Here is a 15,973-nt window from a genome sequence, read left to right as displayed (position 1 = left end):
GGTCCCGGTGCGCGCCGGGACCGACCGGGACGGGCGGGGACGGGCGGGGACGGGCGGGGACCGACGGGACCGACGGGAAACAGATGTCAGCGAACAGATGACAGATGATGAAAGTTGTCATCTGTCATCTGTTCGCTGACATCTGTTCGCGTGTGGCCGTCAGTCAGTCGCCGACTCTCCGCCCCCGGTCACCCCACCTCCGGCCGGCGAGCCGGCAGCCTGCCGCTCACCTCCGCCGGCAGGACGGTGACGCACAGCAGCTCCGTGCCGAGCGGTCCGCCGTGCAGGTGGACGTCCTGCCCGCGCGGGGCGAGCAGCAGGGCACCTCGCCCGAGTGGGCGGTGCGGCTGTTCGGGGCAGTCGATCACTGTGACCGTCCCCCGGAGCACGTACCAGGCGGCCTCGGTGCCGTCGCGTCCGGTGAGGTCGTAGCAGGTGCCCGGGCCGAGCCGGATGTGGTCGACCGACTCGCACTCGCTGTGGAGCATGCCGCGGCGGACCAGGCAGCGGGTGCGGATGCGCTGGTTGCCCGGCCCGAGCAGCAGCTGGGGCCGGGCGGCGCTGGCGACGATCATCGCGAACCACCTCCCGCCACCCCGGCACGCGACACCGACGCCCCCGGCGCCGGTGCCCCCGCCCCCGCCCCCGCCACGTCCAGCTCCGCATGCACGTACTCGAGCCCCTCGGGGCCGGCCGCCAGGTCCACCTTGCTGCCCAGGGGCAGGGTGATCGCCGTCCCCGGTCGCAGCGGCAGCCGCACCGCCCCGGCGGCGGCCCGGCCGCCGCCGGCCGTGACGAAGAGCGTGTGCTCGACGCCGTCGGCGGCGTGGCCGGTCCGCTCGCCGGGGTCCAGCCGGGCTACACGCAGAAGGCGCAGCGGGCCGCCGATGACGGCGGACGGGTCCACCGGGCCGGTCCGCCGCAGCTCGCGGATCACGGTGCTGCCGACCGGGGTGGGGCCGTCCGCCGCGGGCAGCTCGATCACCAGCCACTCCAGCGCGTCCGCCCCGAGGTTGCGCAGGCCGTGCCGGGTGCCGACGGCCGTCAGCACCGCATCACCGGCGCCGACGGCGTACGGGCGGCCGTCGAGGGTGATCTCGCCGTGCCCGACGAGCAGCACGTAGACCTCCCGCGTGCGGGTGTGGAGGTGTTCCCCGCTGACCCCGCCGGCCGGGATGCGCGCCCATTCGACGGCCTCCCAGGCCCCGGTGAGCCCGGCGCGGCGGGCCAGGCAGGCCCACTGGGTGACCCCGGCCGCGCCGTGCACACCGTAGACGTCCGCCGGCGAGCCGGTGTCCGCCACCACGACCGCGCTACGCACGGACCTCACGTCCCTCCAGGCCGCCACGGCCGTCGCGCTTGCCGCCTGCCGCCTGTCCGCGCGGCGCCGGCACCGCGGCCGACCACTGGCGCAACACCCGCGCCGCATAGGCGAGCTCACGGTCCGTCAGGTCGTCGACGAACACGCCTGCGCCGATCCCCGACGGCAGTGGCAGCCGCTGCCGGCCGTCGCGGTGGCGGACCGTGTCGGCGAGCGCCTCGCCGAGCGTCGCCGGCTCGATCAGCGGGTGCCAGACGGGCAGTTCGAGCCGCCCCATCAGCCGGAGGATCCGCTCGGCCTGCTCCGCGTCGAGCAGTCCGCGCCGCTCGGCGACCACCGTGGTGAGCGCCATGTCGACGCAGACCGCCTCGCCGTGCAGGAGTTCGGGCAGCGCGCGCATCTCGACCGTCGGGCTGAACGAGTGGCCGTAGTCCATCAGCCGCTCCAGGCGGTGCTCCCAGAGGTTGGGCTGCAGTTCCTGGAGCATGCCGCCGACCGCCCTGGTCAGCACCTCGGTACCGTCGTGCGGACCCTGGAACCGTTCGTCCAGCAGCTCGCGGCCGTGCGCGTCGAGGAGCTCGAACAGCCTGCGGTCCTTGATCAGCGCGACCTTGAGGATCTCGGCGAGCCCGTTCCCGAGGTGCCGGCGGTCCAGGGTGGCGAGGAAGGCCGGGTCGAGCAGGGTGTCGACGGCCGGGTGGTAGGTGCCGAGCCGGTTCTTGTGCCGGCCGTGGTTGACGCCGGTCTTGGCGCCGACGCCCGCGTCGACCAGGCCGATCAGCGTGGTCGGCACCCGGACGAACGGCGTCGAGCGCCGGTAGAGGCTGCAGGCGAGGCCGACGACGTCGGTCAGGACGCCGCCGCCGATCGCGATCACGGGTTCGCCGCGCCGGGAGATGCCGAAGGAGTCCATCCGGTCGGCGACCCGGAACACCGAGTCCATGGTCTTCACCTGCTCGTGCGCGGGCAGGACCAGCGTCTCGTACTCGACGCCCTGGGCGAGGAAGTAGTGGTGGAGCCGGTCGCCGTACAGCTCGTGGACGCGGGCCTCGACGACGACCAGCCGTCGGCCGGGCGGCCCGCCGGCCCGGGCCAGGGCGGGATCGCCCGGCTCCAGCACGCCGGGGACGAAGCGGACCTGGTAGCGGACGGGCAGCGCGGTGGCGACCGTCCAGCCGGTGACCGGATCGCCGGTGGCGTACAGGCCGTGGCCGACGGGGCCGTCGGCGAGGGCGGAGCCGCCGGGGCCTGTGGGTGCGGCGTGCGGGTGGTGCGGGCTGGGGATGGTCACGCGTGGCTCCTTCTGCTCGGATGCCGGGGCCGGCCGTGCCTGACCGGGCGGGCCGGACCGGGGGCCGGTGCCGCCCGGCGATGTGACCACCACGTTCCGGCGCCCGCTGTCCCGGACGCACGGGCGGCCGGGCCCATCCACGTCCCGGCCCCGCCGCGGGCCCGGGCGCCCACACGGCCCCGGCGCAGAGCCCGCCCCAGCCTCACCTCGACCGCACCCCGGCCCCCGGCCCCCGCCCCCGGCGCGACCCGCCCCCGCCCGGCCCTCGCCCCACCCCCGCCCGGCCGGCGGACGGCCGACGTACGGTGGAACTCGGAGGCCGCGCCATGCACGTCACCGGTACCCACTTCGCCAACCGCACCGAGGCCGGCCGCCGGCTGGCCGCTCACCTGGGCCACCTGCGCGGCCCCGGCACCGTCGTGGTCGCGCTGCCGCGCGGCGGCGTCCCGGTGGCCGCCGAGGTGGCGGCCGAGCTCGACGCCCCGCTCGACATCTGCGTGATCCGCAAGCTCGGCGTGCCCTACCAGCCCGAGCTGGGCATGGGCGCGATCGGCGAGGACGGCGTCCGGGTGCTGAACGACCAGGTGATGCGGATCGCCGGCATCACCGACGAGCAGCTCGCCCGGGTGGAGCGGCAGGAGCGCGCCGAGCTGGAGCGGCGGGCCCGCCGTTACCGGGGCGGCCGTCCGCCCGCCGACCTGCGCGGCCGGGACGTGGTCGTGGTCGACGACGGCATCGCGACCGGCTCCACCGCCCGGGCGGCCTGCCTGATCGTCCGGGCCAGGGGCGCGGCCCGGGTGGTCCTGGCCGTCCCGGTGGCGCCCCGGGACTGGACCGAGCGGCTCTACGGGGTCGCCGACGAGCTGGTCTGCGTGGGTACGCCGTCGCCGTTCTTCGCGATCGGCGAGTTCTACAGCGACTTCTCGCAGACCGGCGACGACGAGGTGCTGCGGCTGCTCGCCGAGGCCCACGGCGAGCGGACCCGCGTCCCCGCCGAGGTGGACCGTGAGCTGACCGTCCCGGCCGCCGGCGTCCGGCTGGCGGGCCGGCTGACCGTCCCGGCGGGGGCGGTGGGCGTGGTGGTGTTCGCGCACGGCAGCGGCAGCAGCCGGCACAGTCCGCGCAACCGCCACGTGGCCGAACACCTCAACCGGTCGGGCCTGGCGACGCTGCTCTTCGACCTGCTCACCGAGGCCGAGGAGCCGGACCGGCGCAACGTCTTCGACGTCGGCCTGCTCGGTGCCCGCCTCACCGCCGTCGCGCAGCACCTCCCGGGCCACCCGGAGGTCCGTGACCTCCCGGTCGGGCTGTTCGGCGCCAGTACCGGGGCCGCCGCCGCGCTCTGGACGGCCGCCCGGCTGGGCGGGGCGGTGCGCGCCGTGGTGTCCCGGGGCGGCCGGCCCGATCTCGCCGGTCCGGAACGGCTGGCCGAGGTCACCGCGCCGACGCTGCTGGTGGTCGGCGGCCGGGACGGCGTCGTGATCGACCTGAACCGGCAGGCGCGGAGCCGCCTGCGCTGCGAGAGTGAACTGGCGGTAGTGCCGCACGCGGGCCACCTGTTCGAGGAGCCGGGCACCCTGGACCGGGTCTCCGAGCTGGCCCGCGACTGGTTCCTGCAGTACCTCCCGGACCCCGGACCGGGCACCACCGGCGAGCCGACGTGACCAGGACCGACGACCCGACCGACGACCAGGACCGACGACCAGGACCGACGACGCGACCGACGACCCGGGCCGTGTCGCCCGCAGGCCCACCCCCGGGCTGACCTGCGACGCCGCCCCCTCGGCCGCACAATTTGTGCAGCCGGATCCGGGATTTTCTGACCAGCTTGTACACATTGAACAGTGAAATCCCGACCTGTTGCCCAACCAGCCCGACAGGAGCAAGCTCTCCGCTCAGCCGCACCGCCGCCCACCCCGTTGCGGCGCGGCCGCCTCAAGCGGACGCCTCAGAGCCGAGGCCCAAAGTGGAGGAACGACCGATGACCCCGCAGTCCCACGCCCTTGAGCTGACCCCCGAGGAGCGCGAGGCCGGCCTCGACGCCGACCAGCTGCGCCGCCTCGTCGGCCTCGTCGAGCACGACCCGGCCACCGACCCGTTCCCCGTGACCGCCCAGGACGCGGTCGTCTTCGTGGTCGGCAACGCCACCCAGACGGCGCAGTTCTACCAGGCCGTGTTCGGCATGGAGCTGGTCGCCTACTCCGGCCCGGAGACCGGCCGCCGCGACCGCAAGGCCTTCGTCCTCCGCTCCGGCTCCTGCCGCTTCGTGATCAAGGGCGGCGTCCTGCCGGACAGCCCGCTGCTGGACCACCACCGCCGGCACGGCGACGGCGTCGTCGACCTGGCCCTGGAGGTCCCGGACGTCGACAAGTGCATCGAGCACGCCCGTGCGACCGGCGCCACCGTCCTGGAGGAGCCGAACGACGTCTCGGACGAGAACGGCACCGTGCGCCGCGCGGCGATCGCCACCTACGGCGAGACCCGGCACACCCTGATCGACCGCTCCCGCTACCACGGCCCCTACCTGCCGGGCTACATCGCCGCCGAGAGCAAGGTCAAGCACCCGGCGGGCTCGCCGAAGCGCCTGTTCCAGGCCCTCGACCACGCGGTCGGCAACGTCGAGCTCGGCAAGATGGACGAGTGGGTCTCGTTCTACAACCGGGTCATGGGCTTCGTGAACATGGCCGAGTTCGTCGGCGACGACATCGCCACCGACTACTCCGCCCTGATGTCCAAGGTCGTCGCCAGCGGCAACCACCGGGTGAAGTTCCCGCTCAACGAGCCGGCCATCGCCAAGAAGAAGTCGCAGATCGACGAGTACCTCGAGTTCTACACCGGCCCCGGCTGCCAGCACATGGCGCTCGCCACCAACGACATCCTCACCACCGTGGACGTGCTGCGTTCGCGCGGCGTGGAGTTCCTCAACACCCCGGACTCGTACTACGACGACCCGGAGCTGCGGGAGCGGATCGGCAAGGTCCGGGTCGAGATCGACGAGCTGAAGAAGCGCGGCATCCTGGTCGACCGCGACGAGGACGGCTACCTGCTGCAGATCTTCACCAAGCCGATCGGCGACCGGCCCACCGTGTTCTACGAGTTCATCGAGCGGCACGGTTCGCTGGGCTTCGGCAAGGGCAACTTCAAGGCGCTGTTCGAGGCGATCGAGCGCGAGCAGGACGCCCGCGGCAACCTGTGAGCGTCGGGGAACTGTGAGCACGGTCGGCTGAGCACGGTCGAGGAGGAGCAGGGAGATGGCGTACTACCGGCAGCTGGGCAGCATCCCGCCCAAGCGGCACACCCAGCACCGCACACCCGAAGGCGGGCTGTACTACGAGGAGTTGATGGGCGAGGAGGGGTTCTCCTCGGACTCCTCGCTGCTCTACCACCGGGGCATCCCGTCGGCCGTCGTCGACGCGGTGCCGTGGGAGCTGCCGGACCAGTCGACGGTGCCCAACCATCCCCTGCTCCCCCGCCACCTCAAGCTGCACGAGCTGTTCGCGGGCCAGGAGTGGAAGTCCGCGGACGTCGTGACCGGCCGCCGTCTGGTCCTCGGCAACGGCGACGTGCGGATCTCGTACGTCGCCGCCGGGGCCCCGAGCGAGCTCTACCGCAACGGACTCGGCGACGAGTGCGTGTACGTGGAGTCCGGCGCGGGCACGGTGGAGACGGTCTTCGGCTCGATCGAGGTCGGCCAGGGCGACTACGTGGTCATCCCGCGCGCCACCACGCACCGCTGGGTGCCCTCCGGTGACGAGCCGCTGCGCGCCTACTGCATCGAGGCGAACAGCCACATCACCCCGGTGAAGCGCTTCCTGTCCAAGTACGGGCAGCTGCTGGAGCACGCGCCGTACTGCGAGCGGGACCTGCGCGGCCCGGTCGGCCCGCTGCTGGTGGACGACGCCGGCGACGTCGACGTGCTGGTCAAGCACCGTGGCCCGAACGGGATTTCGGGCACCCGGTACACCGTGCCGCACCACCCGTTCGACGTGGTCGGCTGGGACGGCTGCCTCTACCCGTACGCGTTCAACATCCGGGACTACGAGCCGATCACCGGCCGGATCCACCAGCCGCCGCCCGCGCACCAGGTGTTCGAGGGCAACGGGTTCGTGATCTGCAACTTCGTGCCCCGCAAGGTGGACTACCACCCGCTGTCGATCCCCGTCCCGTACTACCACTCCAACGTGGACAGCGACGAGGTCATGTTCTACTGCGGCGGCGACTACGCGGCCCGCAAGGGCTCCGGGATCGGCCAGGGTTCCATCTCCCTGCACCCGGGCGGCCACACCCACGGCCCGCAGCCGGGCGCGTACGAGCGCAGCATCGGCGTGGAGTTCTTCGACGAGCTCGCCGTCATGGTGGACACCTTCCGACCGCTGGAGCTGGGCGAGGGCGGCCGGGCCAGCGAGGACTCCAACTACGCCTGGACCTGGGCGGGCCGGGGGCCGCAGCGGTGAGCACCGTCCCCCCGTCCGGCGCTTCCGGCCAGTCCGGCGCGCTCGCCGCGTCCGGCGCCGGAGCCCGCAGCACGGGAATCCCCGTGCTCTTCCAAGGCCTCTTCGACGACGCCGCCGTGTTCCCGCCGGGGAACCTGCCGGTCGCCGAGGCGGTACCGGCGCACCGCGCGCACCGCTCCGCGTGGTACGCCGCCGCGGTCGGCCCGTTCCTCTGCGGAGCGGGCCGGCTGGGCGAACTGTCCGGCGTCGCCGACGCCGGCCTCCGGGTCGGGCTCGTCCTGCCGGGGGGCAGTGCCGAGCTCGGCCCGGCACTCGCCGCCGCCGCACCGTTCGAGGTGGCCGGCGTCGAACTCGCCACCCGGGACGCCCGCGAGGCGGTGGCCGCGCTCGACCTGCTGCTGCCGCCGGACGTCCCGGCCGCCGTCGAACTGCCGCGCGAACTGTTGCACGGCGACGCCCTGGACGAGGCGCTGGACGTGCTGGTCGACAGCCCGTACCGGGCCAAGTTCCGCACCGGCGGGGTGGTGGCCGGCGCCTTCCCCGGCGAGGAGGAGCTGGCCGGCTTCCTCACCGGCTGCGCGCAGCGCGGACTGCCGTACAAGTGCACCGCCGGCCTGCACCACGCCGTCCGGCACACCGACCCGGTCACCGGATTCGAGCACCACGGCTTCCTGAACGTGCTGCTGGCCGCCCAGGAGACCGACCGCGCGGCCGCCGCCGAGGTGCTGGCGGAGCGTTCGGGCGAGGTCCTGGCCAAGGCGGTCCGCGAGCTGACCGGGCATCAGGTTACGGTGATCCGGAACTCGTTCACCGCGTTCGGCACCTGCAGCATCGCCGAACCCCTGGACGACCTGGCCGCCCTCGGCCTGCTGTCGCCCGACCAGCTCTCCCAGGAGGACCGTTGACCACCCCCCGCAGCTGGCTCGCCAGCGCCCAGGACTCGCCGTTCGGCGTGCACAACCTGCCGTACGGCGTCTTCACCGCGGCCGACCGGCCGGGCCGGCGCCGGATCGGCGTCCGGATCGGGGAGTTCGTCCTCGACGCCGGGGCCGCCGCCCGCGCCGCCGGGGAACCGTCCGTCCTGCTGGACGCCGACACGCTCAACCCGCTGCTGGGCGCGGGCCGTCCGGTCTGGACCGAGGTCCGCACCGCGCTGACCCGCTGGCTCACCGACGAGTCCTTCCGGGACGCGCTCTCGCCGCTGCTGCTGCCGGTGGCCGAGGTCGAGCTGCACCTGCCGTTCGAGGTCGCCGACTACGTCGACTTCTACGCCTCCGAGCACCACGCCACCAACCTGGGCCGGATCTTCCGCCCCGGCTCGGACCCGCTCACCCCCAACTGGAAGCACCTGCCGATCGGTTACCACGGCCGGGCCGGCACGGTGGTGGTCTCCGGCACCCCGGTGGTCCGCCCGCACGGGCAGCGCAAAGCGCCGGCCGACGCGGTGCCGTCCTTCGGCCCGACCCGCCGCCTGGACATCGAGGCGGAGGTCGGCTTCGTCGTCGGAACCCCGTCGACCCTCGGCACCCCGGTCACCCTGGACGCCTTCCGCGAGCACGTGTTCGGCGTCTGCCTGGTCAACGACTGGTCCGCGCGCGACATCCAGGCCTGGGAGTACGTGCCGCTCGGCCCGTTCCTCGGCAAGTCCTTCGCCACCTCGGTCTCGCCGTGGATCGTGCCGCTGGACGCCCTCGAGCACGCGCGGGTCACCCCGCCGGCCCGGGACGTCGAGCCGCTGCCCTACCTGGACGACCGGAACGGCGAGCCCTGGGGCCTGGACCTCGCGATGGAGATCCGCCTGAACGGCCACCCGGTCTCCCGGCCGCCGTTCGCCACGATGTACTGGACGGCGGCGCAGCAGCTCACCCACATGACCGCCAACGGCGCCTCGCTGCGCACCGGGGACTTCTTCGCCTCGGGCACCGTCAGCGGTCCGGAGGCGGACACCCGGGGTGCGCTGATCGAGCTCACCTGGAACGGTGAGGAGCCGCTCAAGCTGGCCGACGGCAGCGCGCGCACCTTCCTGGAGGACGGTGACGAGGTCACCATCACCGCCACCGCCCCGGGCATCGACGGCACGGTGATCGGCTTCGGCGAGGTGACCGGCCGGGTCGTGCCGTGACCCCGTTCGGCTCGTAGGCCCCGTTCGTTCGGTGTCGTGTGGTGCCGGCTGCCCTGGTGGTGGCCGGCACCACGCGTCTGCCGGGGGCGTCAGCGGCGTCTGCCGGGCGCGTCAGCGGGCGCCAGCGGGTGTCAGCCGCCTGGGCAGGAGGCGACCGGCTCCATGCTCACCAGCGAAGCCTGCGGGACCGCGGTCCCCGCCGCCCCGCCGTCCGCCCCGCCGTCCGCCCCGCCGTCCGTGCCGCGCACGACGATCCGCTGCGGGTCCGCGGAGAGCAGTTCACCGCACACCTCCCCGGTCACCGTGCGCAGCCGCACCAGGTGCTTCGCCGCGGGCTCCGTGGCGCTCCACGCCAGCGCGAGCGCGCCCACGACCAGCAGAAGCCCGAGGCCGCAGCAGACGGCGGCCCTGGCGAGTGCACGGGTCACCCGGGTGGCCTCGGCCTCGGTCCACCGGCGGAGCGCCTGCCCTCCGAGGACGATCTCCGGTCCCGGTACCCCGTGTGCGGCCCGGACCGCCAGCAGCGAGCCCGCCAGCAGCAGCAGGAACGCCGAGACCAGCAGGCCGGTCGCGGTGGTGCGCGCCCACGCGGGCAGGTCGTCCAGACTGTCGCGCCCCTTCAGCAGGCCGAGGACGGCCAGCAGGGCGGTGAGGCCGGCCAGCCCGTTGCGCCAGCCCTCGGCCTGGCGGCGCAGTTCCGGCAGCCGGGTGAACTCCAGTTCCCGGGCGAGCTCGGCCCACCTGCGGTCGGAACGCGCGCTCACGGCTTGATCCGCCAGCTCGCTCCGCAGCCGACGAACACGGCGTCCGCCGGAAGCTGCGGGTGCGCGTGCCCGCACTCGCAGAAGTGCACCTCACCGGCCAGCGGGTCCTCGTCGGCGGCCGCAGCGCCGCGCCCGGTCAGCACGTCGAACAGGCCCTTCGTGCCGGTGCCCGGCAGGCCGAGGGGGAACCGGGTGACGGTGTGTCCGTGGCAGCGCGGGCAGGTGCCCTCCACCACCACCGCGCGGCCGTCCGGGGACGGCTGCTGCGAGAAGCCGGCGGCCGGGGTCTCGCCGAGGTCATCCTCCGCGTAGGCCAGCGCATGCTCGTGCGCCGGGGCCGACGGGGCCGGCGGGGACGGCTGGGTCGGCGGGGGTGACGCGGATGGCAGGGGTGAGGTCACTGCTGCTCCTCCTCGGTATCGGTTTCGTCCTCGGGGCCGGCCGCGGGAGGCAGCTCCAGCCCGAACAGGTCGGCGTACTGCGCGAGCCGGGCCCGCACCCAGCCGGCCGACTCCCCGACCCCGTCGGCGGCGAACGCCAGCCGCTCGGGCGTGACCTGTCGGCCCGCGGCGGGGAGCCGGCCGTCCAGGCCCTCGGAGAGGACCGCCAGGTCCTGCCAGAGCGGCAGCACGTCCGGCACACGGTCGGCGTCGATCTGCGGCGGCGCCGCCTCCAGCGGCAGGTACGGGGCGATCCGCCGCCAGGTGCGGGCGAGCGGCTCGCCGAGTCGTCCGGCGATGCTCACCAGGTCCAGCGGGACCAGCGGCCCACCGGGCTCGGACACCCGGTACTCCTTGCCGGCCGCCAGGAGGTCGCGGGCGGTCGGCACGGCGTCGGGCAGCCCGGCGAGGACGTCCGGCGCGAGCTCGGGCACCAGTGCCCCGATCCCGCGCAGCGGCGCCAGCTCTCCGTAGGCGGCGCGCGGGCCGAGGTGCCGGTCGTGGGCGTAGACGCTCAACCGCGTGGCCGTCAGCGGCGCCCACGTCGGGCTCTCGAACCACTCCCCGTCCAACTCGTCGTCCTCCTCGCCCAGGTCGACGAGCGCCGCGACCTGCGCCCTGGTCGGACGGAAGTCCTTCAGGGCGGTCGGCAGCGGTGGCGGCGCGAGTTCCGCCGGCAGGCCGAGCCGTCGGACGTCCCTGCGCGCCGTGTCCCAGAGGTACGACAGACCGTCCTGCAGCGCGCTGCTGCCGGTGAACAGCACGGCCGGGGACGGCGGCACCGGGTAGTCCGCACCGGAGAACGAGGGGTCGCGGCCGGAGAACGCATAGCGGCTCGGCACCGGCAGGTCGTCCCAGGCCGTCAGAAGCTGCCCGGCATCGGGGAGGTTCACCCCCGCCTCGCGCAGCTCGTCCACGGCGAAGGCCGCCTCGTCCCACGACGTCCTGTCGGGGAGGCCGAAGGCCAGGTCGCGGAGCGAGACTCCGTTCTCCAGCCGGATGCCGACCCGGTGGAGCGCCAAGGCGAGCTCCGCGGTGCCGGACTCGGGCATGAGCTCGTACCCGGGGCAGCCGTCGGAGTACTTCCGCCGGTGAGAGAGGCCGAGGTGGCCGGCGATGTCCGCCAGGACCCTGTCCGCCTCGGTCAGCGGGATCTCCCACTCGGCGGCGAGGCCGATGGTGGCCGCCCAGGGCACCTCCTGGCGACCGTCGTCCGCTCGCACGCGGTAGTCCTTGAGGATGCCGCGCAGATCGGACGGCAGGGCCCGCCACCGGTCGACCATCTCCGGGTCCGGGGTGTGCCAGCCCAGCCAGGCGAAGCGGGCCAGCCGCTGCGAGGCCTCCGCCGCGGCGATGCCGAGCGTGTCGCAGACCTCCGCGACGTCCCACGCGCCCGCCACCGGACGCCAGTCACGGCCGTCCCTGTGGACGTACAGCAGCGCCAGCTCGCTCTCGGCGCAGACGTGGTCCCGGTGGTGCTCGGGCGCCTCTCCGAGGGGCTTGTGCAGGAAGGGGGCGTAGCGGGCGCAGTGTTCCGCCAGCTGTCCGAGCGGGTCACTCCGTCCGGCGGACGCCCGGACGAGACCTCGCAGGTCCTGGGGGGCATGGCGGTAGTCATTGCCTCTCTCGACGGCGAACCCTGGGTCTCTCGGGCTCAGGCCGATCAGGATGGACCGGTCCAGGTAGTCGGGGATCCAGTGGAAGTCCCCCGCACGGACGGCCGGCACCGCCAACGAGGGGTGAATGATCCGCAGGCCGCGGACCGCGCCGAGGACTTCGGCGACCGTGCGGTCCTGTTCGTGGGCCACACGCACCACGGAGCGCCAGTCCTCGTCGACCCGTACAGCGGCGGCGGCGCAGCCCGGCTCCGGAACCGGGTAGCCCTCGATGGACGTCGGCGCGGCATCACGCTTGCCCGGATAGCTCCCCGGCTCCATGCCCAGAGCCCTGGCCCGCCAGGTACGCACGTGATGCGGCAGGTCAGCGACACGGATGCCCTCGGTGGTGAACCAGCCGACCTCGTCGAGGGAGGAGGTCGTGCCGTGCGCGTCCTTGACCTGTATGCCCTGGCCGCGCAGCTCGCCCCAGACCGTCCGCGCTGCGCGCAGGTTGGCAGCCTCGAGCTCGTGGAGCCAGTCGAGGTCCAGGGCCGGCCAGCCGGCCAGGGCGGCGGCTCCCAGGCGCCACTGCCCGGCCTCCCAGCCGAGGTCGTACGCCTCGATCTTCTGCCGGTTGACGCTCAGCCGGGCGGCGTTCGGGCCGGTGAGGTTGAGCACGTAGCCGAACGGGCGCTTGTCGGCGGCGATTCCGTCGCAGAGGACGGCGCCTTTCCCGTGGACCCACCACAGGGTCCCCGGTACCGCCTCCACCGCCGTTCCCGCCTCGATCAGGCCGCCGGACCGGAGGACCCCCGGTTCCCACCCGTGGACCGTTCCGGCCCCGTCCGTCACCTCCAGCCGGAACTCGCTCACGTGGACCAGCGAGCGCAGCAGGTTCAGGACGGCGTCTCCGCGCAGCAGGCGGGGGCGCTTGAGGTAGAGCCGCACGGCCGTGCCCCCGCCGGGGAGCGCCTCTCCGGCGGTGCCGTCGACCTCCTGGATGCGGAACAGGCTGCCGCTGCCGGGGATCTCGACCCGGAGCGCCTTCGGCCCCGGGCGGCCGTCGGGACCGACCGGGCGGGTGACGACCGTCATCTCGTCCGCCAGCATGAAGTAGCTGAAGACGCCGATGCCGAACCGGCTGTTGGGGTAGAGCCGCAGCGAGCGGTCGTGCCGGAGCCAGGCCGCCTGTTCCCACCGGAACTCCCGCGACTGCTCGAAACGGCTGCCGGCCCGGGTGAAGGTGCTCTTCAGCTGGTCGACCGTCATGCCGACGCCGTTGTCGCGGCACTCGACCCAGCGGCCCCGGGCGTCCTCCCCCGTCGTGAACCGGATCGTGCCGTCCCACCCGCCGGTGCTGAGCCCGCGGCCGTGCAGGTACGTCTCGCGCATCTTCCGGTAGCGGCAGGCGTCCATCGCGTTCTGGTACAGCTCGCGCAGGGCCAGTTCGGGCTTGCCGTCGTAGAGGTCCTCGCCCATCAGCAGCCGGCGGACCTCGGTCTGGGCCAGCGAGAACCGGAGCAGCGGCACGTCGTAGGCGCGCCGGCCGCCGTTCTCGTCGGGCCGCAGGCCGCGGTCGGTGATGCGCTGCGGCAGGCCCGCCAGCAGCTCGGCTTCCGGGCCGGGCCACTGCCGGGCGAGTTCCCGGAGCGCGCAGGAGGTCTCGTCCGCGTCCTCGACGAGCGTGCCCAGTGCGGAGTGGACCGCGGGGTGCGGGCAGAGCGCGTCCAGGTGGAGGGTGCCGCCCGCGGGCCCGCCGTCCTCGGACTGCCAGAGCACGTCCGACCGGAAGAGTGCGGTCACCCGGCCCGGGTGGACGGGGTCGGACACGGCCAGGTGTTCCAGGACGACGTCGGGGAGGGCGCGCGCGTCGAGCGCCAGCAGCGCGGCGACGCGGAGCAGGGCGGCGAGCGGGCGGGCCCGGAGCCGGTGGGTCTCGCCGCGCACCGCGTAGCGGTCGGTGGACGGCCGGCGCGGGCCGTCCGCCGGCACACCGAGCGCGGGGCCCGCGGCGACCTCGCGGAGGACGGCCGCGAGTTCCTCGGCGCGGCCGGACGTGCCCGGGCTGCCGGCGCCCAGCAGGGCGGCGGCGAAGGAGTCGGCCGGGGCCGCGGGCACCGGGTGCTCGTCGATCTCGAACCGCTCGGAGATCCAGCGGTGGACCAGCCAGAGCATCGCGGCTTCGAGGCCGTCGGAGGGACCGTCCCACCACGCGTAGTGGCGCAGCTTGTCGGCGGTCTGCGGGAAGCGGTCGAGCAGCTGCTCGTAGTGCCGGCGGTGGTCGCCGCCGTCCGGCTGGTGGTGGGTGAGCCGCGGGCGGAACTCGCGTGCCTGGCTGAGCCGGTCCGCCCGGGCCGCCTCGTGCAGGAGGACGCCGGCGATCAGCGCGGTGACCTCGAGTGCGGAGAGTTCGGTCTCCTTGGGCAGCAGCCGGGGCAGGCGGTCGCGCAGCAGCCGCACCGGGAAGTCGTCGTCGGCCCAGGGGTCGGGCATCCGCCGTTGCGCGTGGTCCACCTGGCGGCCGACCGTCTCCACGAGTGCGGCCAGGCATTCCTGGAAGGCCGGGACGCTGCCGGCTCCGGCGGGCGGGACGTGTGCCCACAGGGCGGGCTCGGTCACGGCCTCGCGCCAGGACTCCAGCAGCCGGCGGCCGCTGGTCACCACGGTGGCGCGGGTCCGGGCCTCCAGGTCCGTCCCGTAGTGGATGCGGACGCTCTGCCGGTGCCTGCTGCGGTGTCCGGTGAGCCGTGCGGCGGTCTGCAGCACCTCGTCGACCGTGGACGCCTCGGTCAGCGGGCCGAACGCCTCCGCGAGGGCGCCGGTGAAGTGGCTGCCGTTCTCCGTGCAGGTGCTGCGTCCGCCCGGCTCGCACCCGGTCGCCACCACGAAGCCCCCGCCGGGCGGCCCGTGGACGATCCGGGTGCCGAACTCCCAGGCGCCGTCGGCTTCGGGCGCGCGGCAGGCGTCGATCAGCCACAGGACGGTGCCGGCCCGACAGGCGGCTAGGTACCGGCTGATGTCGGCGTCGAGGAGCGACTCCGTGATGTACGGCTGGTCCCAGCCCGCGGGGTCGTCCTGCGGTGCCCGGCCGTCGGCGGGCACCAGGTAGTCGGAGTCGCCGATCCGGACGCCGTGCCCGGTGTAGTGGAGCAGCAGGGTGCTGCCGGGCGGTGCGGTGCGCGAGACCGCGGTGATCCGGTCGGTGATCGCGTTGCGGGTGGGGTCGCGCAGGGTCTCGACCTCGTAGCCGGCGGCGAGCAGGGCCGCTTCCAGGGCGCCGAGGTCCGCCGTGACCGGCTCGGCCAGCGACGGGAGGCAGTGCGCGGCGGCGGGGGCGTCGCCGACCCCGATCAGCAGCGCCGTGCGTGCCGGCCCGTCCCCACGGCCGTCGTCCATTCCGCCCCCTCGGTCCCCACCCCGTGCGAAGGTCCCATGATGGCACCCGGCCGGGCTCCCTTGCGGTGACGGCGGTCGGCGCCGGAAGATCGTCCGGAGGCGGCACCGGGAGTCCGGTGCCATGGCGGACACGGACGGACGGGAGCGGGCCCGATGAGCGCAGAGGTACGGGTATTCACGGACGGCCGGGCCGGGCGGGTCGTGCTGGACCGCCCGCGGGCGCTCAACTCGCTGACGCACGGCATGATCGGCGCCGTCCGCGAGGCGCTGGAGGCGTGGGCGGCCGACGGGTCGGTGGAGCACGTGGTGCTGACCGGCGCCGGCGAGCGCGGGCTCTGCGCCGGGGCGGACATCCGCGCGATGCACGACGACGCCAAGGCGGGCGGGGCCGGCTTCCGGAGGTTCTTCCGCGACGAGTACCGGCTCAACGCGCTGATCGCGGACTACCCGAAGCCGTACGTCGCGCTGATGGACGGCATCACGATGGGCGGCGGCCGTCGCCGTCCTCCTCGCCGGGGCTGGAGTCCAGCGAGCTGGCGGTGTACGCGTTGCCCACCGCCAGGCCCTCGACCACGTCCTCCTCGCTG

11 protein-coding genes and 2 pseudogenes are annotated in these 15,973 nt (G+C 74.4%); 6 read left to right on the top strand and 7 right to left on the bottom strand.

From position 1 onward, the window contains the following. Window positions 1-188 precede the first annotated feature (188 nt). Genes ABZ885_RS23340 through ABZ885_RS23330 form a run of 3 tightly spaced genes read right to left on the bottom strand, consistent with a single transcriptional unit; the run spans window position 189 to window position 2,612 of the window. On the bottom strand, window positions 189-575 hold the full coding sequence (locus ABZ885_RS23340; protein WP_360191819.1) for a hypothetical protein: 387 nt from the start codon (window positions 573-575) through the stop codon (window positions 189-191). Next, window positions 572-1,321, bottom strand: coding sequence for a cupin domain-containing protein (locus ABZ885_RS23335; RefSeq protein ID WP_360191816.1), 750 nt, complete (start codon window positions 1,319-1,321; stop codon window positions 572-574). Before ABZ885_RS23335 ends, ABZ885_RS23340 begins: the two co-directional genes overlap by 4 nt. Continuing rightward, a complete protein-coding gene (locus tag ABZ885_RS23330; RefSeq protein ID WP_360191813.1) occupies window positions 1,314-2,612 on the bottom strand; it encodes a sedoheptulose 7-phosphate cyclase in 1,299 nt (432 codons plus the stop codon). Before ABZ885_RS23330 ends, ABZ885_RS23335 begins: the two co-directional genes overlap by 8 nt. Before the next feature lie 326 nt (window positions 2,613-2,938). Between ABZ885_RS23330 and ABZ885_RS23325 the strand changes: the two genes are divergently transcribed. From ABZ885_RS23325 to fahA, 5 genes are all read left to right on the top strand, one after another. Beyond that, a complete protein-coding gene (locus ABZ885_RS23325) occupies window positions 2,939-4,276 on the top strand; it encodes an alpha/beta family hydrolase (RefSeq protein ID WP_360191810.1) in 1,338 nt (445 codons plus the stop codon). A gap of 317 nt (window positions 4,277-4,593) precedes the next feature. Further along, window positions 4,594-5,808: a 4-hydroxyphenylpyruvate dioxygenase gene (gene hppD / locus ABZ885_RS23320; protein WP_360191807.1), complete on the top strand. Its 1,215-nt coding sequence runs from the start codon at window positions 4,594-4,596 to the stop codon at window positions 5,806-5,808. A gap of 55 nt (window positions 5,809-5,863) precedes the next feature. After that, window positions 5,864-7,066, top strand: a complete 1,203-nt coding sequence (locus ABZ885_RS23315) for a cupin domain-containing protein (protein WP_360191804.1) — start codon at window positions 5,864-5,866, stop codon at window positions 7,064-7,066. Further along, window positions 7,063-7,971, top strand: a complete 909-nt coding sequence (locus tag ABZ885_RS23310) for a hypothetical protein (protein ID WP_360191801.1) — start codon at window positions 7,063-7,065, stop codon at window positions 7,969-7,971. The genes ABZ885_RS23315 and ABZ885_RS23310 overlap by 4 nt, the downstream gene beginning before the upstream one ends. Next, on the top strand, window positions 7,968-9,188 hold the full coding sequence (fahA, locus tag ABZ885_RS23305; RefSeq protein ID WP_360191798.1) for a fumarylacetoacetase: 1,221 nt from the start codon (window positions 7,968-7,970) through the stop codon (window positions 9,186-9,188). The genes ABZ885_RS23310 and fahA overlap by 4 nt, the downstream gene beginning before the upstream one ends. A gap of 131 nt (window positions 9,189-9,319) precedes the next feature. Here fahA and ABZ885_RS23300 read toward each other — a convergent pair whose 3' ends face one another. Genes ABZ885_RS23300 through ABZ885_RS23290 form a run of 3 tightly spaced genes read right to left on the bottom strand, consistent with a single transcriptional unit; the run spans window position 9,320 to window position 15,386 of the window. After that, window positions 9,320-9,952 carry a hypothetical protein gene (locus ABZ885_RS23300; RefSeq protein WP_360191795.1) on the bottom strand — a complete coding sequence of 211 codons (633 nt, stop codon included), beginning with the start codon at window positions 9,950-9,952 and terminating at the stop codon, window positions 9,320-9,322. Beyond that, entirely contained in the window at window positions 9,949-10,353 is a 405-nt protein-coding gene (locus ABZ885_RS23295; protein WP_360191792.1) for a hypothetical protein, read from the bottom strand. Before ABZ885_RS23295 ends, ABZ885_RS23300 begins: the two co-directional genes overlap by 4 nt. Then, window positions 10,350-15,386 carry a caspase family protein gene (locus ABZ885_RS23290; protein WP_360191789.1) on the bottom strand — a complete coding sequence of 1,679 codons (5,037 nt, stop codon included), beginning with the start codon at window positions 15,384-15,386 and terminating at the stop codon, window positions 10,350-10,352. The genes ABZ885_RS23295 and ABZ885_RS23290 overlap by 4 nt, the downstream gene beginning before the upstream one ends. A gap of 153 nt (window positions 15,387-15,539) precedes the next feature. On the opposite strand from ABZ885_RS23290, the pseudogene ABZ885_RS23285 reads away from it, so the two are divergent. Next, window positions 15,540-15,878 (top strand): annotated as a pseudogene (locus ABZ885_RS23285) (enoyl-CoA hydratase/isomerase family protein); the annotation flags it as partial. 7 nt (window positions 15,879-15,885) lie between these two features. On the opposite strand, the pseudogene ABZ885_RS23280 reads toward ABZ885_RS23285, so the two are convergent. Continuing rightward, a pseudogene (locus tag ABZ885_RS23280) lies at window positions 15,886-15,973 on the bottom strand (RNA polymerase sigma factor SigF); the annotation flags it as partial.

This window comes from Kitasatospora sp. NPDC047058 (genome assembly GCF_040643935.1).
Taxonomy (GTDB): domain Bacteria; phylum Actinomycetota; class Actinomycetes; order Streptomycetales; family Streptomycetaceae; genus Kitasatospora.
This window is presented reverse-complemented; position numbering and strand designations above follow the sequence as displayed.